The 25,515-nt window shown below is 56.8% G+C and carries 16 protein-coding genes and 1 pseudogene; 13 read left to right on the forward strand and 4 right to left on the reverse strand.

Translation table 11 applies throughout. The features are described from left to right. Positions 1–4 precede the first annotated feature (4 nt). From CKW25_RS12340 to CKW25_RS12385, 9 genes are all read left to right on the forward strand, one after another. Entirely contained in the window at positions 5–1,033 is a 1,029-nt protein-coding gene (locus CKW25_RS12340; protein ID WP_095079515.1) for an ABC transporter ATP-binding protein, read from the forward strand. Further along, a complete protein-coding gene (locus CKW25_RS12345) occupies positions 1,030–1,689 on the forward strand; it encodes an HAD family phosphatase (RefSeq protein WP_095079517.1) in 660 nt (219 codons plus the stop codon). Before CKW25_RS12340 ends, CKW25_RS12345 begins: the two co-directional genes overlap by 4 nt. A 1,165-nt stretch (positions 1,690–2,854) precedes the next feature. Beyond that, positions 2,855–4,396 (forward strand): catalase, encoded by a 1,542-nt coding sequence (locus tag CKW25_RS12355; RefSeq protein ID WP_095079518.1) that lies wholly within the window; start codon positions 2,855–2,857, stop codon positions 4,394–4,396. A gap of 70 nt (positions 4,397–4,466) precedes the next feature. Then, the gene (locus tag CKW25_RS12360; RefSeq protein ID WP_095079520.1) at positions 4,467–5,027 is read left to right on the forward strand and encodes an ankyrin repeat domain-containing protein; all 561 of its coding nucleotides are present in this window, start codon (positions 4,467–4,469) and stop codon (positions 5,025–5,027) included. A 143-nt stretch (positions 5,028–5,170) separates the two neighbouring features. Then, positions 5,171–6,334 carry an EAL domain-containing protein gene (locus CKW25_RS12365; RefSeq protein WP_172736495.1) on the forward strand — a complete coding sequence of 388 codons (1,164 nt, stop codon included), beginning with the start codon at positions 5,171–5,173 and terminating at the stop codon, positions 6,332–6,334. A 137-nt stretch (positions 6,335–6,471) separates the two neighbouring features. Beyond that, a complete protein-coding gene (locus CKW25_RS12370; protein WP_095079522.1) occupies positions 6,472–7,098 on the forward strand; it encodes a response regulator transcription factor in 627 nt (208 codons plus the stop codon). Continuing rightward, positions 7,099–10,752 carry a transporter substrate-binding domain-containing protein gene (locus CKW25_RS12375; protein ID WP_095079524.1) on the forward strand — a complete coding sequence of 1,218 codons (3,654 nt, stop codon included), beginning with the start codon at positions 7,099–7,101 and terminating at the stop codon, positions 10,750–10,752. It abuts the gene before it with no gap. A gap of 547 nt (positions 10,753–11,299) precedes the next feature. Then, on the forward strand, positions 11,300–15,769 hold the full coding sequence (locus CKW25_RS12380) for a YadA-like family protein (RefSeq protein WP_095079525.1): 4,470 nt from the start codon (positions 11,300–11,302) through the stop codon (positions 15,767–15,769). 93 nt (positions 15,770–15,862) lie between these two features. Next, on the forward strand, positions 15,863–16,663 hold the full coding sequence (locus CKW25_RS12385; RefSeq protein ID WP_172736498.1) for an OmpA family protein: 801 nt from the start codon (positions 15,863–15,865) through the stop codon (positions 16,661–16,663). Between the two features lie 262 nt (positions 16,664–16,925). Here the strand turns inward: CKW25_RS12385 and CKW25_RS12390 are convergent, their stop codons facing one another. Further along, positions 16,926–17,354 (reverse strand): hypothetical protein, encoded by a 429-nt coding sequence (locus CKW25_RS12390; RefSeq protein WP_143497313.1) that lies wholly within the window; start codon positions 17,352–17,354, stop codon positions 16,926–16,928. Positions 17,355–18,622: 1,268 nt separating this feature from the next. Here CKW25_RS12390 and CKW25_RS12400 point away from each other — a divergent pair. The 3 genes and pseudogenes from CKW25_RS12400 to CKW25_RS12415 all read left to right on the forward strand — a co-directional run bounded on the left by CKW25_RS12400 (position 18,623) and on the right by CKW25_RS12415 (position 21,127). Continuing rightward, positions 18,623–19,198 carry a hypothetical protein gene (locus CKW25_RS12400; protein WP_095079533.1) on the forward strand — a complete coding sequence of 192 codons (576 nt, stop codon included), beginning with the start codon at positions 18,623–18,625 and terminating at the stop codon, positions 19,196–19,198. Positions 19,199–19,388: 190 nt separating this feature from the next. Next, positions 19,389–20,376: pseudogene (locus tag CKW25_RS27405) on the forward strand (NYN domain-containing protein). A gap of 112 nt (positions 20,377–20,488) precedes the next feature. Continuing rightward, positions 20,489–21,127, forward strand: coding sequence for a glutathione S-transferase N-terminal domain-containing protein (locus CKW25_RS12415; RefSeq protein ID WP_095079535.1), 639 nt, complete (start codon positions 20,489–20,491; stop codon positions 21,125–21,127). A 153-nt stretch (positions 21,128–21,280) separates the two neighbouring features. Here CKW25_RS12415 and CKW25_RS12420 read toward each other — a convergent pair whose 3' ends face one another. Next, positions 21,281–22,765 carry a PLP-dependent aminotransferase family protein gene (locus CKW25_RS12420; protein WP_095079536.1) on the reverse strand — a complete coding sequence of 495 codons (1,485 nt, stop codon included), beginning with the start codon at positions 22,763–22,765 and terminating at the stop codon, positions 21,281–21,283. A gap of 189 nt (positions 22,766–22,954) precedes the next feature. On the opposite strand from CKW25_RS12420, the gene CKW25_RS12425 reads away from it, so the two are divergent. Beyond that, complete coding sequence (locus tag CKW25_RS12425) at positions 22,955–24,148, forward strand: benzoate/H(+) symporter BenE family transporter (RefSeq protein ID WP_095079538.1); 1,194 nt, start codon at positions 22,955–22,957, stop codon at positions 24,146–24,148. A 24-nt stretch (positions 24,149–24,172) separates the two neighbouring features. Here CKW25_RS12425 and csrA read toward each other — a convergent pair whose 3' ends face one another. Both csrA and CKW25_RS12435 read right to left on the reverse strand, forming a co-directional pair. Then, a complete protein-coding gene (gene csrA, locus CKW25_RS12430) occupies positions 24,173–24,367 on the reverse strand; it encodes a carbon storage regulator CsrA (protein WP_095079539.1) in 195 nt (64 codons plus the stop codon). A 707-nt stretch (positions 24,368–25,074) separates the two neighbouring features. Further along, on the reverse strand, positions 25,075–25,509 hold the full coding sequence (locus tag CKW25_RS12435) for a glycine zipper domain-containing protein (RefSeq protein WP_095079540.1): 435 nt from the start codon (positions 25,507–25,509) through the stop codon (positions 25,075–25,077). Positions 25,510–25,515 lie beyond the last annotated feature (6 nt).

Consider the following 25,515-nt stretch of genomic DNA (forward strand, 5'->3'; position numbering starts at 1 on the left):
TGCGATGAATTATCTTGAAGTCTCCAAGTTATCTAAATCTTTCGGCAAAAGCCCGGACAAGACCCGGGTGTTTGACGACATCAGTTTCACTATCAAGGAAGGCGAACTGTTGACCCTGCTCGGCCCCAGCGGTTGCGGCAAGTCGACCTTGTTACGCTGTATCGCAGGGTTGACTGAGGTTGATGGCGGTCAGATCCATGTGGCGGGGAATAACATTACCCATGTTGCTCCGCAGAAACGTGGCATCGGCATGGTGTTCCAGAGCTATGCGTTGTTTCCGAACCTGACGGTGACGGGCAATATCGCCTTTGGCCTGAACATGCAGGGCGTCTGTGTCGAGGAAACCTTGCAGCGCGTGGCCGAAGCGGTGAGCCTGGTTGAATTGCAGGGGCACGAGAACAAATTCGTGAGCCAGCTCTCCGGCGGCCAGCGTCAGCGAGTCGCCCTGGCACGGGCATTGGTGGTGCGACCACGCATCCTGCTGCTGGATGAACCGCTGTCGGCACTGGATGCACGCATCCGCAAGCACCTGCAGGAAGAGATCAGGCGGATCCAGTCGCAGCTGAAACTGACGACCATTTTCGTGACCCACGATCAGGAAGAAGCGCTGATGCTGTCCGACCGCATCATCGTCATGGATGGCGGTCGCATCGTACAGGAAGGCAGCGCCGAGACCATCTACACGCGACCGGCCAATGGTTTTGTCGCGCGTTTCATGGGCAGCTACAACCTGCTGGACGCCAGCCAGGCGCAACGACTGCTTGGCCTGCACATACAAGGGCAACTGGCAATCCGGCCGGAAGCGATCCATGTGGCGCAAGCCGGTCGCAGCTATGGCCCGCATCTGGGCGCACCGTGCCGCGCCACGGTACGTCACCATCAACTGCTCGGCAACGTCATCCGTTATCACGTCGATGCGCAGGGTTGTTCGTTGATGGTCGATCTGCTCAATCGCAGTTCTGGGTCCTTGCTGCCGGCGGGCGCGCAACTCGACTTGCTGTTCAATCGGGAAGAACTGCAGGAGGTCGCATGACGACGCTGGCTATTTTTGACATGGACGACACCCTTATCGATTGCGACAGCTCCAGTCTCTGGCTGCGCTACCTGGTGAAGCGCGGAGTGGCCGCCGCCGACATGCTGGTCACCGAGCAGGCGATGATGCACGCCTATCATCTGGGCGAACTGTCCATGGCGCAGTACATGGACTTTACGCTCCAGCCGTTGTCTGGCGTGGCCGTCAGCGAAGTGGAGCGATGGGCCGATGACTTTGTCTCCAGCATGATTCCCACGCGCATATTTCCAGCCGCGCGTCGACAAATCGAGTGGCATCGTCAACGGGGAAACAAACTCTTGATCATCTCGGCGACGGCTGACTTTATCGTCCGCCGTATCGCCGCCATGCTGGGCGTGGACGAGGTAATCGCCATCGAACTTGAACAGGTAGCCGGCAGCTTTACCGGCGCAACCGAAGGGGTGCTCAGTTTTCGGGAAGGCAAGGTAGAACGCTTGCAGGCGTGGCTGCAGATCCATGGCAACAGCTTGCAAGGCAGCTATGGCTACAGTGACTCGGTGAATGACTTGCCGCTATTGCACGCGGTCCAGCATGCGTGTGTCGTCAATCCCGCGCCAGCGCTGAAACAGGTCAGCGACCAGCATCAATGGCGACAGTATGACTGGCAGTTGGCATAACGCCGAGCACTGCGTCATGGGCCAGGCCCAGGGGGCGGCCTGCCGTTAATCCGGTGGCGTTTGCTGCATAGCTGCGCCACAAGGCAGCGGGCCAGCCAATGCCGACCGATTGACCTGCTGGATTTCGCCTGTCGTCATACATTCGACGGCATCAGTATTCATCTACTGGATGGCGAAGCCCCTTGGTCACAGGGAGCCGGCAGGGCGGGTAATGCCCAAGGGTTTTTTGCAGGGCATCTCTACTGGGCGGGCTGTCTGGGCGCTCTGGGGGCTGCATCTAAACGAGGTGAGGTATTTTCGATAGGCTGTTGGTGCTGCTGGCCGATGCCGTTTGGACGTGGGAGTCTAACTGATACGAGGGGTGTGTTCGGTTGGCAGGATGCCAAGGCATGCTTGCTGAGCAACGTCATCCTATTCGGCTTGAAGATGGCGATACCAACCATACAGCGATAATCCAAGGGTGGAAGTGATTACGGCTATGACGATGAATACTAGATAGCACATTCTGTCTCGTTTACCTTAGACATGGGTGTATGGTTGACCTGCGTCCGTGCAATTATTCGCGAGTGTATGTCCACCAATCTTTCACGGTCTGTAGGACAATTCTCAGTCTCCTGAGAAACCCCCTCGGTTGGTTGCAGCGTGAATCCAAACTCAGTCGCGCGTCGATGTAGACCTTTTACTACTCGCTCCCGATATTTTCGTTCGTAGTGATCTGCCCCGGGATCTTGATAGTTCATGCACAAACGCATGGCGTCGTAGAACAGGACCGCGATCTTTCGAGCGGTAGCTGTGATCGCCTTGGCTTTGCCGATTCACGCCATGCCGTGGATCTAAGTCAGACCGACACCGACCCATTGGTAGAGCAGGGTGCCGACATCGAAGTTGAGCGCGTTGGGTTGCCGTGGTTTTGGCAGCGGCTCAGTGGGCAATGTCTTTGCCTGCGAGAGTAGGATCAGCGTTTGTGGAAACGGCTGATCGCAAACCACTAGCGGCGCTTGATAGCGCTGAAGGGGGTGGTGCAATACTTTCAGGTTGGGCTAATCAAGCCAGATGTTTTTATCTATCACGCTCTTCAAGTCTTTCAATTTATAGTCTGACCATGTGGTCATTAGTCTCTGGGGGGGCGCATATGGATGCGCCCTATAAAATCAGAGGAACTCCAATGACTACCACGACTGGCCTGGGGGCTTTTTCCCAACGACGCATACTTGGCGCTCTTGCCGCGAGTCTGCTTTCGTTTTCCGTACAGGCCGCTACGCTGACCCGTGATAACGGTGCCTCGGTGGGTGATAATCAGAACTCACAAACTGCGGGCACAGTCGGTCCGGTATTGCTGCAAGATGTTCAGTTGATCCAGAAGCTTCAGCGTTTCGACCGCGAACGTATCCCCGAGCGGGTAGTGCACGCTCGAGGAACCGGTGCCCATGGTACTTTCACCGTCACCGACGGCCTGAGTGATCTTACCAAGGCTAAGGTTTTCGCTGTGGGTGAGTCTACACCGGTGTTCGTGCGCTTCTCGGCAGTGGTGCATGGCAATCACTCACCGGAAACCCTGCGTGACCCACGGGGGTTCGCCACCAAGTTTTACACGGCGGATGGCAATTGGGATCTAGTGGGCAATAACTTCCCAACCTTCTTCATTCGGGATGCCATCAAGTTCCCGGACATGGTCCACGCGTTCAAACCTGATCCACAAACCAATCTGGATGATGACTCACGCCGTTTCGATTTCTTCTCCCATGTACCGGAAGCTACCCGTACCTTGACCGAGCTGTATTCAAACTCGGGGACTCCGGCCAGTTACCGGGAAATGGACGGCAATGGAGTGCACGCCTACAAGTTGATTAATGCCAAAGGCGAAGTGCATTACGTGAAATTCCACTGGAAAAGTCTGCAGGGCATCAATAATCTTGATCCGAAACAGGTCACTGAAGTTCAAGGTCGTGATTACAGTCATATGACTAACGATCTGGTTGCCCATATCAAGAAGGGCGACTTCCCCAAATGGGATCTGTATGTTCAGGTATTGAACCCACAGGACCTGTCGACATTCGATTTCGACCCGCTGGATGCCACAAAAATCTGGCCGGGTGTGCCTGAGCGTAAAGTCGGTCAGATGGTCCTGAACCGCAATCCAGCCAACGTTTTCCAGCAAACCGAGCAGGTGGCCATGGCTCCGGCCAACCTGGTGCCAGGTATTGAACCGTCGGAAGACCGCCTGCTGCAAGGGCGGGTGTTCTCCTATGCGGATACGCAAATGTATCGCCTGGGCGCCAACGCTTTGCAACTGCCGATCAACGCGCCGAAAGTCGCTGTGAACAACGGTAATCAGGATGGCGCGATGAATACCGCCAGCACCGGTACCGGTGTGAACTACCAGCCGAGCCGCCTGATGCCCCGTGAGGAGCTGCACGCCGCACGTTACAGCCAACTGGCGTTGTCGGGTAGCACCCAGCAAGCGAAGATCCAGCGCGAGCAGAACTTCAAGCAGGCGGGCGATCTGTATCGTTCTTTCACGACGAAGGAGCGTAAGGATCTGATCGAAAATTTCGGCGGTTCATTGGCCAATACCGATGACGAGAGCAAACACATCATGCTGTCGTTCCTCTATAAGGCAGATCCGGAATACGGCACCGGTGTGACCAAGGTCGCCAAGGGCGACCTGGCTCGAGTCAAGGCTCTGGCAACCAAGCTGACTGACTGATCGCATCGTACTCAATCCGACGCCATGCCGTGGTGGGCATGACGTCGTTCCGAGACAGAGGAATCACTTCATGCGCATGTATGTTTCGCTGTTTTTAGCCTGTTGGTCGCTGGGCGCTTATGCCGGGGCGGGTGCTGAACGGGGGGTGCCAACGAATCCGGTCGTCATGAAGGCGCAGTTACAGGCTTACTATTTCGACGCCGCACGCCGGGGCGACGTCGAGATGCTCAACACCTTTATAGCGGCGGGCTACTCCCTCGATACGCAGGACGATAAGGGCTACACCGCGTTGATTCTGGCCGCTTATCACGGTCAGGCCCAAGCGGTCGAGCAATTGTTGGCGGCGGGTGCGGATGCCTGTGCTCAGGATAAAAGAGGTAATACCGCTCTGATGGGGAGCATCTTCAAGGGCGAGATGAAAATCGCCCGGCGCTTGCTTGCGACTGATTGCAGCCCGGATCAGCGCAACGGTGCTGGCCAGACCGCCGCCATGTACGCCGGATTGTTTAAGCGGGTGGAATTGCTGGATGCCCTGGTGAGCAAAGGTGCTGACTTGAATACCGAGGACCCTTTGGGCAATAGCGCTGCGCGCTTGGTCGAGGGTGAAATCCGTACGGCCGTACCTCATTGATCGCGCCGCAGCTGTGCTCTGGGAAAACCCCTACAAGATAGGGGGCTGTTTCCTACGGCGAACGTACTTCTTTTTAACCAGTATTCAACGCTTCCTGGAACTAGTAGAGCGATTGACCAAAAATGAAATACCCGAGGGTTCTGGTGCTGGATGACTACGCGTTTACGCGCAGAATCCATGTAATGATGCTCCGGCGATTGGGCGTGACAGATATCCTTCAAGCGACTGATGCCAGGCAGGCATTGCGTGAGTTAGAGACCTCCGGTGGCGTTGATATCGTGTTGTGTGACTTGGCTGGCAGAGACCTTGATCATCTGGAGTTTCTTCAACAGGCGGCGAGAACAGGAATGGTCCGGGCCGTAGCGCTATGCGGCACCTTGCAGCCTACGGTGAGTCGTGCACTTGAGAGAACGGCGCTTTTAGTCGGCCTGGAGCTGCTCGGGGTCATGAGCCAACCCATGCAGATGCGCCCCTTGCATCGGATAATTCAGCAATACCGGCAACGCTGGGGGGAATCGAAGGTAGAGCCCGAGAAGTCGAAACAAGCACCTTGCGCCTATGATATCCGCAGGGGATTGGCGCAAGGTGAGTTCCAGACTTGGTATCAGCCCAAGCTCACTTTGCGCGAGGGCACCTTTACAGGCGTCGAGGCGCTGGTCCGTTGGGAACATCCGACGCGGGGCTTGTTGTTGCCTCGTGATTTTCTGGCCGAGGTGTTGGCACACAACCTGATTGACGAAATGTTCGAGCAGGTTCTGGAGCAGGGCCTGAGCTTTTTAAGCGACGTGCGCAGGCAAAACACGAATGTCGATATCGCGTTCAATCTGCATGCCTCGCAGCTGGCCTCGGACGATTTGGCTGATTACATACAGTACGCCCTTAAGCGATATGAACTTCCAGGCTCGTTATTGATTTTCGAGGTGGCGGAAAGCGATCTGCTTGATCTGGATCCCAAGGCGCGGGACAACCTTTTGCGCTTGCGTATGCTCGGTTGTGGTCTGGCAATTGACGATTTCGGGTTGGGGGCTTCTTCACTGCAACTGCTCTGCCATCTCCCTTTCAGCCAGATAAAACTTGATAAGAAATTTGTAAATACCCTCCATCACCCCTTCAGTAAAACCATGGTGACCAGCACGCTGGCGCTGGCTCAGTCGCTGAACATGAGCCTGGTCATCGAAGGCATCGGCAGCAAATGGGTTCGAGACTCATTGGTGCAAATGGGCTGCGAAGAGGGGCAGGGGTTTTTCCTGGGACGTCCGATGTACGCCAAGGGACTTCGAAACTGGCTGCGCGAAAGACTCCAGTAAATGAATTGTAACAAGCGCTAATGATAGCCTCACACCTGCCGATCATAGAGAGGTAGTGAAGCTGTCTGTTGGCTTGGATGTGGGTGTTCAAATCACCCATTGCGCCGTGGTTATCTTGGGGGTCAACAGGGACTAATATGTTAAAAGTAATCGTTGTAGATGATCATCCTTTTATACGTTCGTCAGTCAAAATGCTGCTGGCGCATGAAGGTTTTGAAGTCGTCGCGGAAACCGATAATGGCGTCGATGCCGTTCAACTGATTATTGAGCATAAACCCGACATAGTTGTGCTTGATATCACTATCCCGAAGCTAGACGGTCTGGAAGTTATTCGACGTATTCGAGCGTTGCAGGTCTCCACCAGGATCATGGTATTAACCTCGTTGTCTGCACGATTTTATTCTATGAGGTGTATGAGTGCCGGTGCGGCGGGTTACATCTCCAAAACCGATGGTCTTGATGAGCTGGCCAGGGGCGTCAAGGTCATTATGTCCGGTTATAGCTATTTTCCAGACTTGCAGGCCATTTCTGTTCGTCGCAGTGATGGAAGTGCAACCGATGACGAGCTGATTGATTCTCTCTCGAATAGAGAGCTGGCAATTCTTAAGCAACTGGCAAATGGGCTCAGTAATAAAGAAATTGGTGACATTATGCTCTTGAGTAACAAGACCGTCAGTACTTACAAGGCTCGGCTGATCGAGAAGCTCAATGTGACGTCAGTGGTGTATCTCGCCGATTTCGCCAAACGCAATGATCTGCTCTAAATGATGAAGTCCCTTTCATTCTGTCTGTCGGTGGTCGTGCTGGTTATTGCGGCCAATTTCAGCTCTCCCGTAATGGCAGAGCCAAGCACGCTGAGCTTGTTGAGCCGATCGAGCGTCAACGGTGCTTACCACGTAACGCTCGATGGGAGAGATTGGCGTTGGTTGCGCGGCAAGGGCGTATTGGTATTGGGTGCCTCCGCTCCTGATTACGCGGCGTTCGATATGACGAACAATAATGATCAGATGGAAGGGGTGACGGTTGACTATGCGCAGTTGGTTGCCGAGCTTTTGGGGGTCAGGGTTGAAATTCGCCGGTATGCCAATCGCGGCGAGGTTTTAGACGCGGTCAGAAAAGGAGAAGTGGATTTTGTCGGGACGGCCAATGAGTTCGAGACGCAGTCTCCGAACATAGTGCTCAGTCATCCCTATGCCAATGACAAACCCACATTGATCACCCGCAAGGGTGACAGCGGTGATTTGCCGGTTGACCTGCAAGGCAAGACCATTGCCATGCTTTACCACTACATTTCTCCCGATACCGTACGGGCTTTTTACCCTAATGCGACCTTGCAAGTTTATCCCTCGATGCTGAGCGCCATTGGTGCTGTTGCGTTTGGCCAGGCGGATGTTTATCTTGGCGATTCTGTCAGCGCCAATTATCTGATCAATAATAACTTTATTAGCAATGTCGAGTTGGCGGACTTCTCCCGCATGGAGGTTCGCGATTTCAGTTTTGCAATGAATAACGCAAACCGAACCCTGATTCGTGTCGTCAATGCGGCGATCAACGCGATTCCCGTGAGTGCTCGCATGGAAATCATGAACCGTTGGGGGGCGGGCGGGGAGAGCATGCCAGGTAAACAGCGCCTGAATTTTAGTGGCAGTGAGCAGCGATGGCTGGATGAGCATCCGAGTGTACGGGTCAATGTAGTGGATGGTTATCCGCCTTTGTCATTCTTCAACAAAAATGGCGAGTTTGTAGGTATTGCCAGTGATGTGTTGAGCAAAGTATCGCTCCGCACAGGGTTGAAGTTTGATATTCGGGTAATGCCGGCGGTTTCTGCGATGGTAGAAAATGTTGGCAACAATGATTCTGAATTCATAGCAACGCTCACTCCGAGTTCGGAGCGCGAGCGTATGCTGCATTTCACACGACCTTACTTGACTTCGCCCTATGTGCTGATAGCCAAAGCGAATGCCGACATCTCTTTTTCGCTGGAAAAACTGGCGGGCAAGCGCTTGGCGCTGAGTCGCAATAATGACATGCACGAATGGCTGACGAGCAACGTTCCAAACATCCAACTAGTGGATGCTGACGACTCGGAACACGCGATGAGTATGGTCGTACGCGGGGAGGCTGACGCCATGGTGGGTCCGCTGATCGTCAGCAATTACACGGTCAATCATCGCTTTGACGGACAGTTGCGAGTCGTCAGCACCATCGGTAACGACCTCGCGCGCATGGCCTTCGCGACAAGCCGTGGAGCGTTGGAACTCCACTCCATTCTCGACAAGGCACTGTTGAGCATCCCGCCCGAGGAAATGGATGAGGTCACGAATCGCTGGCGTAACGACGTGATGATCGAAGACAGCTATTGGACGCGTAACAGAACGCTCTTCATCCAGGCTATTTGTGGGGTTCTGGTGCTGTTGGTGCTGGCGTTGGTATGGATTGCCTATATGAAGATGGCGTTGCGTAGGCGCGATGAGGCTGAGCGTGCACTCAACGAGCAACTGGAATTCATGCGGGTCTTGATCGATGGTACACCCCATCCGATTTATGTCCGGGACCGGAATGGGGTTTTGCTGATTTGCAACTCCAGTTACCTCAAGGCCTTTGGGGTAGAGCGCGAGGCGGTGATTGGCAAGGCAACAGTGAAGTTGCTCTACCCCGAGGACGCGAGGAGTTACGAGGAGGAGTTCCAGCGGATCATCAGCAAGGGCTCGCCTATGGTTCGAGACCGTGAAATAACGATGCAGGATGGCCGTAAACTGGAGATTTATCACTGGATGCTGCCGTATCGCGACAGTCAGGGCGAAGTGGGCGGTGTGATTGCAGGATGGATTGACATCAGCGAGCGCCAGGCACTTGTTGGGCAATTGCGTGAGGCGAAGGCGGTCGCCGACGAGGCCAAGGAGCGTGCCGATGATGCCAATCGTGCCAAAAGTCTGTTTTTGGCCACGATGAGCCATGAAATCCGCACGCCCATGAATGCAATCATCGGCATGCTTGAGCTTGCGATGAAAAAGGCTGATCAAGGCGTGACGGACCGGTTTGCGATTGAGGTAGCGTCTGGCGCTGCTCGTGGCCTGCTGGACCTGATCGGCGATATTCTGGACATTGCCCGAATCGAGTCCGGGCGTTTGTCCCTGTCGCCAGAGCGGGCCAATTTACGTGAGCTTCTGGAGTCGGTATTGCGGGTGTTCGAAGGTGTCGCCCGGCAAAAGCGTCTGAGCCTGCTACTGGATCTGGACTTCCAAATGCAGAGTGATGTGCTCATTGACCCTTTACGCTTCAAACAGATTGTTTCCAACCTGCTGAGTAACGCGATCAAGTTCACCCAGGACGGCCAGGTGCGACTGAGCATGCAGGCACGCCCCGCCAAAAATCCACAGTTCATGACCGTGGTCCTTGTCATTGAAGACACCGGTATTGGCATCTCGGATGAAGACCAGCAGAGTTTGTTCAGCCCGTTTACCCAAGCGAGTAATAACACCCAGTCCGGGCGCAGTGGTTCAGGGTTGGGGTTGGTGATCAGTCGGACGCTGTGCGAAATGATGGGCGGGCGTTTGCTCATGAGCAGCGTTTTCGGCAAGGGTACAAAGGTTGAAGTACACATGAATTTGCCGACACTGGAACCATTGGCTGAACTGCCCGGGATAACGCCGCTCGAAATTGCCCCACAGCACCATGTGCTGAATGTGTTGGTTATCGATGACTATCCCGCCAATCGTCTTCTGATGTCTCAGCAACTAAGCCACCTCGGACACCGGGTGAGTGATGCCGAAGATGGCGGGCGTGGCCTGCAAGCCTGGCGCAATCAATGCTTCGATGTGGTGATCACCGACTGCAACATGCCGGTGATGAACGGCTACCAGTTGACTCATGCCATTCGTGAAGAGGAGCGCGCCAAAGGCCTCGTACCGTGTTTGATCCTGGGGTTTACCGCAAACGCCCAACAGGAAGAGCGGATCCGCTGCATCGAGGCAGGCATGGACGATTGTCTGTTCAAGCCCATCGGGCTGGAGGAGTTGAAGGCGTGCCTGGATGCCGTAGTGCCTGTGGTGCGCAGCGAGGTGGAGACCTCCGTGCAGAGGAGCAATGAGATTGACCTGGGCAGCCTCAAGCAACTGACTCGGGGAGATAAAGCGGCGATCAACAGCCTGATTGATGAACTGTCCACCGCGAATCAAGAGGACATGGCGCGGTTGATTCGGTTGTTCACCAAGCACGACCTCAAAGCATTGTCTGACCTGGCTCACCGGGTGAAGGGGGGCGCGCGCATCATCAAGGCTCAACGACTGATCCAGTGCTGCGAGCATCTTGAAGCGGTCTGCGCTGGCCGAGACGACTCCCAATTGGCTGGGGTGGTGGATGCATTGCAACAGGAGATGGAGCAACTGGCCGACGAACTGAGCCTCAATCTGGCTTAAGCGTAGAGGCCGGCAGGTCAGTCGTTTTAAAAGGGACCGAAAACCAGTCACGGCATAAACCGGCTTTATGCCGGACCCGACAGGAAAAACCAGAATGAAATCCTTTTGTCCCAGAGGGTAGAGCGGATTCGAGAGGGGGTGGTCGGTCGTTATGGTACTTCCTTGTGTCAACCACTTGTAAAGCTTGCGGTGATGGTCGTTTGGCGAAGCATGAATGGTTAAGCGAGCCTGAGAGGTAAACCGGTGACCGTTGTAAATTTCACCCTCGATAGAGTTATCCCGGCAGGGCGTTAGTTTAGACGGAAACTACTCGTGGATACCCGAATTCGTCGCCAAATAAAGCGTTGAGAATGTAGGGCAAAAGCCAATTGCTTGTAGGAAATTTCCTGCTCGAGTGGCGTGAGTTAGCAGTGTGTAAAAATATGCTTGTAAGGAAAGAGCGCTGGGAAGTTTCCTACATTAAATTTGAATAAACCTACATAAAGTTGCCGCACCTCGGGTAGTTCATCTGGGGTCCCTCGGCCCACTTGAGTAGGACTTATACATAATGAACAGGATTTTCAAATTGGTTTGGAATGCGACACTCAATACGTGGGTTGTTGCTTCCGAACTTGCAACTGGCAAGACCAAGCCCACTACCGTAGGCGCCAACCGCGTCGCAACCACTACCGACGCGCCGGCCATGGGCGACCGCAAGCAGATGAGTTCGCTCACAAAGCTTGCCGCTGCGGTATTAGTGTTCGGAACAGGTTCCATAAACGTTGCTTATGCGGGCAATACCTGTTTGGTAAATGGAGTGTGGGTGACCGCGCCCTTGGCTTCCGGCGACAAGGCTCTTGCATGCGGCGAGGGAGCAAGCGCATCACAAGTGAATGACTTGGCGCTGGGGGCTGCTGCGAAAGCTAATGGCGCTATAGATGCCGATGGGCACATAGGCGGCGCGATAGCCATAGGCCAGAATTCGTCGGCGCAAATGTATAACGCCATCGCGCTCGGTGATGGCTCGTCAGCCTTTGGATCGCAAAGTATGGCGCTTGGTCAAGGCGCGGTTTCTGGCGTCAGTGGTAACACAAGTATCGTGAAGTCTTTGGCCTTGGGTTTCTCGGCTGTTGCTACCGAAGGTTATACGGTTGCTATTGGTTCAGGTACCAAGGCCACCGGCTACAGCGCTGTCGGTATCGGTAATGCTCCGGTTGCTTCGGGTACGAACGCGGTCGCATTAGGTACTTGGACCACCGCATCGGGCTACAACAGCACGGGTATCGGTAATATAGCGGTGGCGAGCAATTCGGGAGCCACGGCGATAGGGGACAGGGCAAAAGCCTCCGGATCGAGCGCCATCGCGTTGGGCACTGCTACTCGTGCCGAGGGCTCGACCAGCATCAGCATCGGCGCCCAGAACGTGGTGACAGGCAGTAACTCCGGAGCCATCGGTACCGGGCTCACCTTCAATTTTGACGGAGTGTCCGGCAACAACAGCTACAGTCTGGGTAACGGCAACACGATCTCGAATGACAACACATTCGTGGTTGGCAATAACGTCACGACCACGCAGGGCAACAGTGTGGTGCTAGGCAACAACAGTACCGACAGAGCAATGGTGGCTACGCCCACGGGCATCATCAATGGCACTACCTACAACTACGCGGGCGGGTCGCCGTCAGGTGTAGTGAGCGTGGGTTCAGTCAACGGCGAGCGCCAGATCATCAACGTAGCGGCGGGTCAGGTCAGTACCACCAGTACCGACGCCATCAATGGCAGCCAGCTATACGCGACCAATCAGGCAATCTCTGCTGTCGACGCAGACGCGGTCAAGTACGACGACAGTACCCACAACACCATTACCCTGGGTGGCAGTACCTACGACAACAGCACCCACATCGGTGGCACCAGCATCACCAACGTGGCGGATGGCAAGGCTCCAAGTGATGCGGTGAACTACTCTCAGTTGACCGAAACCAACAACAGCATCACCAACCTGGGTGATAACGTTAGCAACATCTACAACCAGGGCACCAAGTACTTCCACGCCAACTCTACGGGTACGGACTCGTCTGCGACCGGTACCGATGCTATTGCGATAGGTATGGGCGCAGTGGCGAATGTGAACCGCAGCGTCGCCCTGGGTGACGGCGCGAAAACTCAGGTAACCGCGGGCACCAGCGGTACAACCATCGGTGGTAATGACTACACCTTTGCTGGCCAGGCGCCCGTGGGTACGGTAAGCGTGGGCGATGTAGGCGCCGAGCGTACCGTCACGAACGTGGCCGCAGGCCGTTTAAGCGACACCAGCACCGATGCGGTGAACGGTTCACAACTGAACGCCACCAACAAACAGGTAACCCTCAACACCACAGACATCGCCACCAACACCACGAACATCAATAGATTGACGGACGATGCGCTGCAGTGGGATCCAGCGGCTAATGGCGGCAACGGCGCCTACAACGCTAACCACGGTGGTACTGGCCCGAACAAGATCACCAACGTAGCCGCTGGTGACCTGTCTGCTTCAAGCACTGACACAGTGAACGGTTCGCAGTTGTTCTCCACCAACAACACGATCACCAACCTGGGTAACGCGCTGACCAACATCTTCGAGACCGGCACCAAGTACTTCCACGCCAACTCCACCGGCACCGATTCGGTTGCTTCGGGCCAGGATTCAGTGGCCATCGGCATGGGCGCAATCTCCAGCGCTGACGGTAGCGTGGCACTGGGCGCAGGCTCGGTTGCGGACGGCAGCACCCTGAGTCACCAGGCTTATTCGGTCGGCGGCACGGCGACCGGTGAGGTCAACATCGGTGATCGCCGTATCACTGGCCTGTCGGCCGGTGCAGACAATGCGGATGCGGTTAACGTCGAGCAATTGAAAGCAGTCGCTGCAGGCGCCGCTGCCTCTGTGGCCGATGCAGTCAAGTACGACGACAGTACCCACAACACCATTACCCTGGGTGGCAGTACCTACGACAACAGCACCCACACCGGCGGTACCACAATCACCAACGTGGCGGATGGTGTAGGTGACAGCGATGCGGTGAACATGTCGCAGCTCAATACCACCAACAACAGTGTCACCAGCCTGGGTAACGCGCTGACCAACATCTATGAGACTGGCACCAAGTACTTCCACGCCAACTCGACCGGCACCGATTCGGTTGCTTCGGGTCAGGATTCAGTGGCCATCGGCATGGGCGCAATCTCTAGCGCTGACGGTAGCGTGGCACTGGGCGCAGGCTCGGTTGCGGACGGCAGCACCCTGGGTCACCAGGCTTATTCGGTCGGCGGCACGGCGACCGGTGAGGTCAACATCGGTGATCGCCGTATCACTGGCCTGTCGGCCGGTGCAGACAATGCGGATGCGGTTAACGTCGAGCAATTGAAAGCAGTCGCTGCAGGCGCCGCTGCCTCTGTGGCCGATGCAGTCAAGTACGACGACAGTACCCACAACACCATTACCCTGGGTGGCAGTACCTACGACAACAGCACCCACACCGGCGGCACCACAATCACCAACGTGGCGGATGGTGTAGGTGACAGCGATGCGGTGAACATGTCGCAGCTCAATCAAACCAATACCCAGGTGACCAACAACACCACCAACATCAATAAGCTCACCAATGACGCGCTGCAGTGGGATTCCAGCCTGGGTGCCTTCAGTGCGAGCCATGGCGGTACCACGGTCAACAAGATCACCAACGTCGGCGCGGGGGATCTGAGCGCTAATTCCACGGATGCGGTCAACGGTTCGCAGGTGTATGCCTTGGGTCAGCAAGTCACCGGCATCGATAATCGGGTGACCAATATCGAAGGCAACATCAACAGCATCACCAACGGCGGCGGCATCAAGTATTTCCGCGCCAATTCGTCAGGTGCTGACTCAACGGCCAGTGGCGCCGAGTCGATTGCCATGGGGCCGAATGCTGTCGCGTCGGGTGGTGGTTCGGTGGCTTCGGGTAATGGTGCGAATGCGTCGGGTAATGGTTCTGTTGCCATGGGCAATGGTGCGGCGTCTTCGGCTGACGGCAGTGTTGCATTGGGTGAAGGTGCCAGTGATGGCGGCCGCGGTGCTGAAACCTACACCGGCAAGTACTCCAGTGCCAGTAACTCGACATCCGGAACGGTTTCCATTGGCAATGCGGCAGCGGGCGAAAACCGCAGCCTCAGCAATGTCGCGGACGGCAAGCAAGCCACCGATGCGGTCAACCTGCGTCAGCTGGATGGCGCTGTGGCCGAGTCGAAGAAATACACGGATGACTCCATCAGCACGATCAACACCTCCGTTGCGAATCAGGATGCGCGGGTGACCAACGTCGATAACCGTGTAACCCAGGCGGTGACCAATGTCACTAACCTGCAAAACGGCACCGACGGCATGTTCCAAGCCAACAACACCAGCAAGCTGGCGAAACCGTCAGCGACAGGCGAAGACTCGGTGGCTGGCGGCGCGGGTGCCAAGGCATCAGGCAAGCACAGCTCGGCCGTCGGTAGCCAAGCTATTGCTGCGGGTAACAACTCGACGGCCATGGGCAATGGTTCCAACGCCAAGGCGGACAACTCGGTAGCCCTGGGTGCCAACTCGGTGGCTGATCGCACCAACAGTGTTTCGGTAGGCGCGGCAGGCCGTGAGCGGCAGATCACTAACGTGGCGGCCGGGACGGCGTCGACGGACGCCGTCAACGTTAGCCAGTTGAACAGCGGTCTGTCGGACGTGACCAACAAGGCCAATGCCTACACCAATTCGGTCTACAACTCGTTGCACAAGGATATCAAAGAGTTGGATGACGACTTGAGTGCAGGTGTCGCCGGTGCAATGGCCATGGCCGCGCTGCCTCAACCCTATACCGCGGGTGCAAGTATGACCTCCGGTTCCATGGGCACCTATCGCGGTCAATCGGCGATGGCGTTGGGCGTGTCGCGGATCTCCGATAACGGCCGGTGGGTCACCAAGCTGCAAGCCACTACCAACACCCAGCGCGATTTCGGCGCCTCGGTTGGCGTGGGCTATCAGTGGTAATCCGTTCACTTTGATCCAGAGCCTGGCGTAAGCCGGGCTTCTCTCCCTTTTTATCGTTTTGAGAATTTTATGCAAAAGCTCAATAAATGTATGGTGAGCCTGCTTCTGTGCGGTTTCGTGGCCGCGACGTTGACGGCGTGTGGTACCAACCCAAGCCACGTCGATGGTAATGGCAAGTCCAGCGCTCCGGTGTTCCCGGCGCTGAAGGATGCCAGCCGTACCGAAGGCAGTTATGTGAACGTGGAGAATTTGCGCAAGGTCGTGCCGGGCCTGACCAAGCCGCAGCTCTATGAATTGATTGGTTTGCCGCACTTCTCCGAAGCCATGTTCAACGTCCGCGAGTGGGACTACATCTTCAAGTTCCCACAGCCCGGCACCACCGAGCCGATGGTCTGCCAGTACAAGGTGATGTTCGACGACAATAAAGTCGCGCAGTCGTATCTGTTCTTGCCGCAATCCTGCGCCCAGGTGCTCAACATCAACGCCGAGGAGGGCGCTACCGCTCCTGTCGTGCAAAAGCGTCAGTTCACTGACGTTACTTTGCAGAGCGACGCCGCTTTTGATTTCGGTCGCGACACGTTGAAGCCTGAGGCGCGCAGCAGCCTTGAACGCTTTACCAGCCAATTGGCAAGCAAGACCGTTGATAAAGTCGAAGTGATCGGGCACACCGACCGAATCGGCACCCCGCAAGCAAACCTGGTTCTGTCGCAACAACGTGCGCGCGCCGTTAGCGACTTCCTGATCGCTCAGGGTGTGCAGCCCCGCGTCATCCAGGCTCAAGGGGTCGGCGCCGAATACCCGATCATGGCGTGTGAAGGGGCAATGTCTCAGCCTGCCCTGATTCAATGCCTGTCTCCCAACCGTCGCGTTGAACTTCGCGTCACCGCATTCTGAAACGCAGCTGCAAAGAAGAAGGCCCTTATGGGGCCTTCGTCGTTTCTGTGGTTTGCGATGGTACGTATAGGGAGCTGGCGGTTTGGCGGGGCACATGGGATAGGCGCGTTGAGGCGACTGTCATTGGGCCAAGATGATTATTTTGGGGGTGGGTTACGGGTAGCGGCCCATCCAACTGCGAACTGTTTGTTGCACTGTCAGTGTGGCTGTGACGGGAAAGGGCGGCGAAGTTAGCAAGACCGCGCGGATGTTGGGTCGATACCTACCGAGTATCACGGGCCCGCTTTTGCGCCGAAGCGATTCTGCTGAAGGTCACTGCAAGCATCGCAGTCGCGGTGATGCTTGGAAGCAGGAAGACATACCAAAAGTCTGGGGGCAGCAACCCGGATTTTACCCAGGCCAAGCCCCAGATGAAGCCCACTATGAGCCCTGCAATGAGCGCGCGCCTGTTCCGGATTTCAGGGCTTAGGCACATTGAGATCGCATAGATTTTCCAACCCGTGCAAATACAGAACAGAGACACACAGTAAGGGCCCAAAATGAAAAAGAAGAGGAGAGGGTATTGGAGAGTCATTGTCAGCACCGCCAGGGAAAAGTAGAGGGCTGCCAGAATAAAAAGCAGCGTGACGGGGACCAGTCCAACCAGTGCGCCGATGGTCAAGGTCACTCTGAGTTTCGTCAGGCTATCCACTGTTCTCCCTCCCGAGGGGGCGGTCCTGCCTTCGAACCCAGTGTAGTACCGGCATCCAGCCACCATTTCGAGTTTCGGGTGAACCATGGGCAGATCAAGGCTGCCGGAATCGCTGCTTGAACGGTCCGAACGTCTCCGACGCTGGCATTTGTCTGACTCCAGTCCCTGACCACTGCATTGTCCCGAACCTGACGCTGCTTACTTAGCAGTCTGGCGCGAGTAGCGCCTGAATAGGGGAGGGTGAGTCAGGCGCCACCCTCCGTGACCGAATGCGACAGTGGTGCTTCACTCGGGTTGGTCTACGCTTTTGGCTAAACCTCAATATTGGATTTGGCACTGGATCATCAGTTTCAAGATATGGGGTCATTCCGCTGAATGTGAGTGTTTGGCAGTACGATCGATTTCGAGGGGCTACAAGCAAGCACTGTTTAACCGACCCCACTACCGGTTTCGGCAAACTCATTGGCTCAGGCCGCGGTTAGAAAGGACTCATATGAAACCCACTATCATTACCTTGGGCCTGCTCGCTGTCTTGGCCGGCTGCACGACCGCGGGCCCCTATGTCACCAACATCTCGAGTGATGGACGTAACGGCTTGAACATTGAAAAGTGCGCCGTGAAGATGAATGCTTTCATGGGGACTGTCAGCACCACCGAATGCACGAGCCAGAATGTGCAGCTCAGCCGAAGTAACTGATCGCGTCAATGTCGTTGATGGCGAGGAGTGCTCGTCATCCAGACCTCTCTTCGGCGCGGCCGAATGTTCATTCCGAAAGGCCCGCGCCATGCTTTCACGTATCTACACGTTGTGATGCAGGGACGGAGACCACGATGGGGTGCCCTGTGAATCGCAGTGGTGTCGATGAGCGTCCATTAACAGGCTGGTAGTGGTTTGATTTTTTTACAGACGAGACACACTCGTCAAACGGGCTAGTGGCAAATTGCGATCCTCGCTGGCTGCCGCCCAATCAGCTCGTCCCTGAAGCCGCTGGCGAGAGAGCTCTTCATTCCTGCGATTGCAGCCGGTCACGTAGAGCGGCAGGCCAGCGCAATCCAAACTGACACGCGATAGACGATCCGGACTTGAAACGACAGTCACCGGGTTTTCGTGTGTAGCTGCCTGGCCAAGCGTGAGCTTTTGCAGCATGAGTCCTCGACAGTACGATTGGTTTTGAAATTTGCGGACACAAATGTAAATATGTATCATTAAGTTTCATAATCAAGGGTCGCAAGGAGAGCATTGCCCACATAACAATAAGGTCAAGGCAATGCTGAAAATGCTACTCGTATACGGTCACCTGCTCGCCACGTGCATTGCCCTGGGTCGGGTATTGCAGGCCGATCACAAGCTTTGGAGCTGGCGCAAGGAAGCGCTGGATCTCACGCAGCGTCAGTACATCGAAGACACCCAGAAGATTGTCACCCTGGCACTGTGGGCGCTTTGGGGAAGTGGTCTGCTGCTGGTGCTCCAGGGCTATGTCGCTGAAGGCGATGCGTATCTGCTCAATCAGAAGCTCTGGGCCAAAGTGACCGTTGTCGCGCTGCTTACCCTCAACGGCGCACTGCTGCATCGAATCGGTTTCCCGCTCCTGCAAAAGGGGGCCTTTGTCTTGTTGCACGCCTCCGGGCGCACTCGGCTTGCGCTCTTGGGCGCGCTGTCGATGAGCAGCTGGCTATTCGCCTCTTTCCTGGGCGTGGCTCGAGCCTGGAATCACGCACTGCCTTACTTGCATGTGATGGGCGCTTTCGCTGCGCTTGCGTTGCTTGCGTGTGCGGTGTCACTGATAGTCGCCAGCGCGGCGGGCACCATGGGCGATAGGTGGTCGCGTACAGGCAGTGAGTGAAGGGTGGTTGCGCCAGGCGCTGAACGACGAGCAATCTGCACACTGCAATGAGCTAGCTGGGTGTCGAGAACATTCGAGGCACTCAACGGGCTAAATGTCGTTGTTTCGAAGGTGGGCTCACAAGTCGTGTTTGCATTTTCTTCATCTACGATTTGGCAGTATGTTGAATGCCTCTAATCAAGGACGAACCATGGCCACTTATCCCATCACCCATGCGCAAAAACACTTGGCGGTACTGATCGACGCCGATAATGCCCCTGCCGCAATCGTCGAAGGCCTGTTCGAAGAGATCGCCAAATACGGTGTCGCTAACGTCAAGCGCATTTATGGCGATTGGACAGGTCCGCAATTGGGGGGGTGGAAGAAGGTGTTACTTGACCATTCGATTCAGCCCATTCAGCAATTTGCCTACACCAAAGGCAAGAATGCAACGGACAGTTCGTTAATCATCGATGCCATGGATCTGCTGTATACCCGACGGTTTGATGGCTTTTGTCTGGTATCCAGCGACAGCGATTTCACCCGTCTTGCCTCTCGTTTGCGAGAAGAGGGTCTAACGGTCTATGGTTTTGGCGAGGAGAAGACACCCAGGCCGTTCGTGTCAGCGTGCGACAAGTTCATCTATACCGAACGGGACGAAGTGGTTGCCGTGGGTAATGGCAATGAACGGCTGGAGCCCGGGACCCCGGCGGCTTTCGAACCAGTGAAAGTCACAGGTACGCCCGAAGGGAAAAAGAAACCCAAGGCCCCTAATGCCGATCAGTTAAGCCAAAGACCAGCCGAACATAGTACCCGTGGCGAGGGAGCTTGCTCCCGCTGGGCTGCGTAGCAGCCCAAAAACAGGGCCGCTTTGCGCCCCAGCGGGAGCAAGCTCCCTCGCCACGGGTTTCGTGTTCGGCTTTATTTCTCTTAACTGACTAGCATTACCCAAGGCCCCCGTGAATTTTATCGCGAAGATTCTGGACGACATTGCTGACGAAGACGGTTGGGCGCATTTAGGTGCGCTGGGCGCAAACATCACCAAATTGAGACCAGAATTCGATCCCCGTACCCATGGCTATAAAAAACTGAGCGACTTGATCAAAGGGCAGCCACACACGTTTGAATTGCAAACGAGGGGGGCGACGGGGACGGGGGCGGCAGTACTTTATGCGCGGCATAAACAGCCAGGCAAGTGAGCGATGGTTAATCCATAGTCCGGATACGCCGCAGGCTGAAATCAACCTATTGCGGATAATCGACGCTTTTTCCTGACACGTTTAACATCCAGCCCCCGATGGGTCACAGTCCATGTACAGGCTTTTTGGAGCGACAGGCACAGGTTCCGCTGTCATCGAGATGGCGCTCGAACGCTGCAATGTACCGTACAGCCTTGTGCAGGCGTGTTCGTGGGAGCCGGGTGTCGGCCGCGAAGCGCTCAAGCGTGTCAATCCGCTGATGCAGGTGCCCACCCTGGTGTTGCCCGATGGAAGTGTGATCACCGAAAGCGTCGCCATACTGATCCATCTGGGGCTCGGGTTTCCGGCTTCCGGTCTCTTGCCTCAGGGCGACGCACTCAAGGCGCAAGCACTTCGGGGACTGGTTTACATCGCAACCAATTGCTATGTACCGATCGGCATCATCGACTATCCGGAGCGTTGGCTGAGCGAGCGTGACGAGCGATCGATGCAGTGCCTTCGGGAGGGCGCTCGGTCACAGCTGTACAAAAACTGGGATACGTTCAGCGACCAGTTCAGTGGCAAAGCCGTCTGGTGCCGTGATGATCCTGGAGCCCTTGAGATGCTGGCCGCGGTCGTCAGTCGATGGGCGCAAGCTCGTGAGTATTTGAGACTATCGCGACCCGGTTTTCATGCATCCCTGGAGTGCATCGACCTTCATCCGCAAGTGCGTTCTGTCATTGAGCGCCATTGGCCGATCGATCCATCCTGACCAATCGCGGTCGACAGGTGTCAGCCCAAGGGCTGTTCACCTTGTGTTGAATACGGTTTCTTCTCCTGCACAGTGAATCCCGATGCTTCACTGAGACTTCCACTGCCGTGTCGACAAACAGCCTAGATCAACGGCTCTGTCTCCTGGCGGCTATCACGTGCGCATTTGCGTTTCAATCAGCGCGCACAGTGTCTGGACGGCTCCGCGCATGGACGTTGCCGGTGTGTTGCCAAAGCCCATCAACAGGCCATGGCGGACTTTGGTGTAGGGCGCCACGAACAATCCCGACAATGGGCCGGCACCAATCTCTCGTGCCCGGGCGGCGGCGGTCAGTGCCTGATCGTCACAACCCTCCGGCAGGTCGGCGAGAAGATGCAATCCGGTGGCGGCGGTCGAGACCGAAAGCAGTCCGTCGGCTTCGCTCGCGATAGCTGACAGCAAGGCCGCGCGGCGCTCTGTGTAGAGCGACTTGGCGCGGCGGATATGGGGGCCTAAATGGCCATTGCCGATAAAGTCGGCAGCGGTGGCTTGCACCGACTTCGGTACGCGGTGGCCACTGCCGTTGCGTACGCGTTGCAACACATCCACCAGATGATCGGGCGCGACCAGGAAACCCAGGCGTAGGCCGGGCATGAGCAACTTGCTAAGCGTACCGACGTAGATGACTCGACCATTGTCGCCATCGAGCGCCTTGAGCGCCGTGGTGGGGGCGCATTCATAACGAAATTCACTGTCGTAATCATCTTCGAGGATCACGGCATTCGCCTCGTCAGCCCATTGCAGAAGGGCCATGCGCCTGGCCAGGCTCATGGTGACACCGGTCGGGTATTGGTGTGAGGGTGACACCAGTGCCAGCCTGGCGTCGGGTGCGAGTCGGCGCCCGGCCTGCACTTCCAGGCCTTCGGCATCGACCGGCACGCCAACCGTGTTCAGTCCGGCCAATACCAGGCTGCGGTAAGTGGCATCGTATCCCGGGCTTTCGACCCAGGCGCGATCACCTCTGTCCGTGAGTGCGAGCGCGGCAATCAGGACGGCCGCTTGAGCACCGGGGGCGACGATGATGTTGTCGGGGCGACAGGTGATGCCGCGGGCGACGCCCAGGTACTCTGCCAGGGCTTCGCGCAAGGACAGCAGGCCCTGGGGATCGCCATAGGAGGCGCCGCAGGCCAGCCGTCCCCGCCAGAACCGCCCTTCAAGCCTGCCCCAAAGCGCATAGGGGAAGGCATCCAGTGCAGGGAGGCCAGGCGTCAGCGGCCAGGCGGGATGGGCCAGTGACATGGAGTCGAGCCCTACCAGCTGGCGTGAGCGCTGGGAGCCCGCCAGAACCGGTCGTGCAGGCGTGGAGGGCGCTGGGGGCCTGATCCCTATCCGGCAGGCCACGTAGGTCCCGGACCCTTGGCGCGCTTCGAAGAACCCCTCGGCCAGCAGTTGTTCATAAACGCCGGTCACGGTCATCCGCGAAACTCCCAGCTCCTGTGCCAGCGTGCGGGACGCGGGCAGCCGAATGCCGGGCTTGAGGGTGTTATGGGTCACGCCTTTGCGAAAGAAACGCACCAGTTGTTCGCGCAGGGACAGTGGGCTGTCAGGGGAGGGGAGAAAGGCGTTCCAGACCGGGTAAGCCGTGGCGCGTTTTTTCATAAGAGCAGGACGTCCGTATCCGCCGAAACAAGTGGTCTAAGTTAACTGTGGAAAGTGGATATTTCAACCAGTCCATTTTGTACCCATACTGGCTTCATTGTTAACCGCGCAGGTTCTGGACCGGGCGTCTGGCGCAGATCCTGATCGGATCCCGGTCCGAGCATGTGTACTCAGGAAGGTACTTCACGGATGAAAAACACGGCGACGGCCATACCCCTCAAATCAACCGATCTGTTCCATCCGGTGGTGGCGGCGCTGGTGTCCGTCATCGTCAACTACGGCGGCACTTTCATTCTCGTGTTCCAGGGGGCAAAGGCGGCCGGGCTGAGTCCCGAACAAACCGCTTCGTGGATCTGGTCGGTGTCCGTAGGGGTTGGCCTGACGGGGGCCTGGTTGAGCTACCGCTACCGGGAACCGATCATCACTGCCTGGTCGACGCCGGGCGCGGCTTTCCTGATCACGGTACTGCCCAATACGCCCTACGCCGAGGTCATTGGCGCATATGTGTTGTCAGCCATCGGCTTCGTGATCCTGGGGATGTCGGGCTACTTCGAGCGCGTGGTGAAGATGATCCCGCCGGGGATTGCCGCCGGCCTGCTGGCGGGCATCCTGTTGCGATTCGGCATGGGAGCGTTCGGGGGCGCGAGTGTTGACCCGCTGTTGGTTGGGGTACTGATTTTCAGCTATGCGCTTATCCGCCGGTTCACTGCCCGCTACAGTATTGTCGGCGTCCTGGTGATCGGTGTTGCGCTGTTACTCGGCCTGGGACAGGTCAGTTTCGACAGTGTCGAGCTCAGCCTGGCCACGCCGGTCTGGACGACACCCGAGTTCTCACTCAATGCGCTGCTCAGCGTCGCCTTGCCTTTGTTTGTGATCACCCTGACCGGGCAGTACATGCCCGGCATGCTGGTCCTGCGCAATGACGGTTTCACAACCAGCGCCAATCCGATTATCACCGTGACGGGGCTGGGCTCGCTGCTGATGGCACCCTTCGGTTCCCATGCGTTCAATGTGGCGGCGATCACCGCCGCCATTTGCACGGGACCTGAGTCCCACGAAGAACCCGGCAAGCGCTACATCGCCGGGCTCGCCTGTGGCGTGTTCTATATGCTCGTCGGCGTGTTCGGTAGCACTTTGGCCACCTTGTTCGTGGTGCTGCCCGCCACATTCATCACCACCCTGGCCGGCCTGGCCTTGCTGGGAGCGATTGGCGGCAGTCTGGCGACCGCCGTGACGGATGTACGAGGGCGGGAAACCGCGCTGGTTACCTTCCTGGCCACGTCGGCCAACGTCACGCTACTGGGCCTTGGCGGAGCGTTCTGGGGGTTGCTGGTGGGGTTGATCATGCATGGCGTGATTCACGCCAGGATTCGAAATCGCTGAGCGGGCTGCCATGATGCGGGTTGATCAGGTGTCCGGCGTAGCAGTCACTTTGCGTTTCTGGTCGCGCAAATAGACTTCTTCCCGATGCACTTTTACGTCCTTTGGCGCATCGATTCCGATCCTGGCGCCCGTGCGCATATTGCTCGGGCTCAACACGGTGATCTTGATGTCGTCGCCGATAATGATGGACTCACCGATTCGCCTGGTTAGCAGTAACATCCTGTAGCTCCGGAGTGATGGAATATCCCCGCATACTGGTGCTCGGGCGCGTGCAGACGCGAATCAATAATTCTCAATTGTCGATGATCGGGGTGCAGCCCATGGCAAATGCGCCAGGCTGGCCGGTAATGGGGGCGTCGGGATGGGGGGAGCGGGCAGAAAAAGAACCGCGTTCCCAAGCGGGAACGCGGAACAAAAGGAGTTTCACTTGGGGTGAGAGGGTTGGCACCACCGCAGGCAAGCGTCGATTGCTACCTGCCGAGTCAACCCATGTGCAAGCGCCGTGAAGTGCTTGCAGCCAACCCCTCTCGACGCCCATTTAGAACTCGCCCGAACGTTCTGCATAGTTAATAAGTATCAAAAATATGGATTTACCGGCCGGCAGGGTGCCTTGATAGGCCGGCTCATCCCGGCACTTTCGCCAGGGCAGCAAAAAGCCCGCGCAGGGCGTAATGACGTTCAGTTAAGGATAGGGTTGCTCAATACATCCCCCGTGGCGAGCGAGCTTGCTCGCGCTGGGCTGCAGAGCAGCCCCAAAAACTATCGTCGAGCTCGTTCTGAAAGACCGCAGTCGCTTTGTTGGGTGCGCTTCACGCACCAGCGCGAGCAAGCTCGCTCGCCACGGGTCTCTCACCCGCTTCAAGCCTTTCTTAACTGAATAGCATTACGCGCAGGGCGGGCTTCAGGGCACAAGCGGTGAGGGTCACTCAGTCGTGCTTGTACTTGTTCTTGTGTTTGTGTTTGTGCTTGCCGTTATAGCTTTTTCCGCCGGAGTGATGATCGTCATCGTCCGCCAGGTTGTTGCCCACCGCGCCACCGGCGGCGCCACCCAGCCCGGCACCGATGGTGGAGCCGGTCGAGCCGCCCAGCGAATTGCCGATCACCGAACCGCCTGCCGCACCGACTCCGCCACCGATCGCGGCTTCGTTCCGGTTGCCTTTGGGGGCGGCGATGGCGCTGCCTGCGGCCCCGCCGACACCGGCACCAATGGCCGCTCCGGTGCTGCCGCCAATTTGTTGGCCAACAACGTTACCCAGTGCGCCGCCCAATCCGCCACCGACGGCAGCGTCGCCATCTCCAGAGGCCATGGCGCATTGTGTGAACAGAATACCCAGGGCAAGGGTGGACAGGATTAATCGCATGCTGTG

Origin of the sequence: Pseudomonas sp. Irchel s3h17 (assembly GCF_900187505.1) — a bacterium.
Classification (GTDB): domain Bacteria; phylum Pseudomonadota; class Gammaproteobacteria; order Pseudomonadales; family Pseudomonadaceae; genus Aquipseudomonas.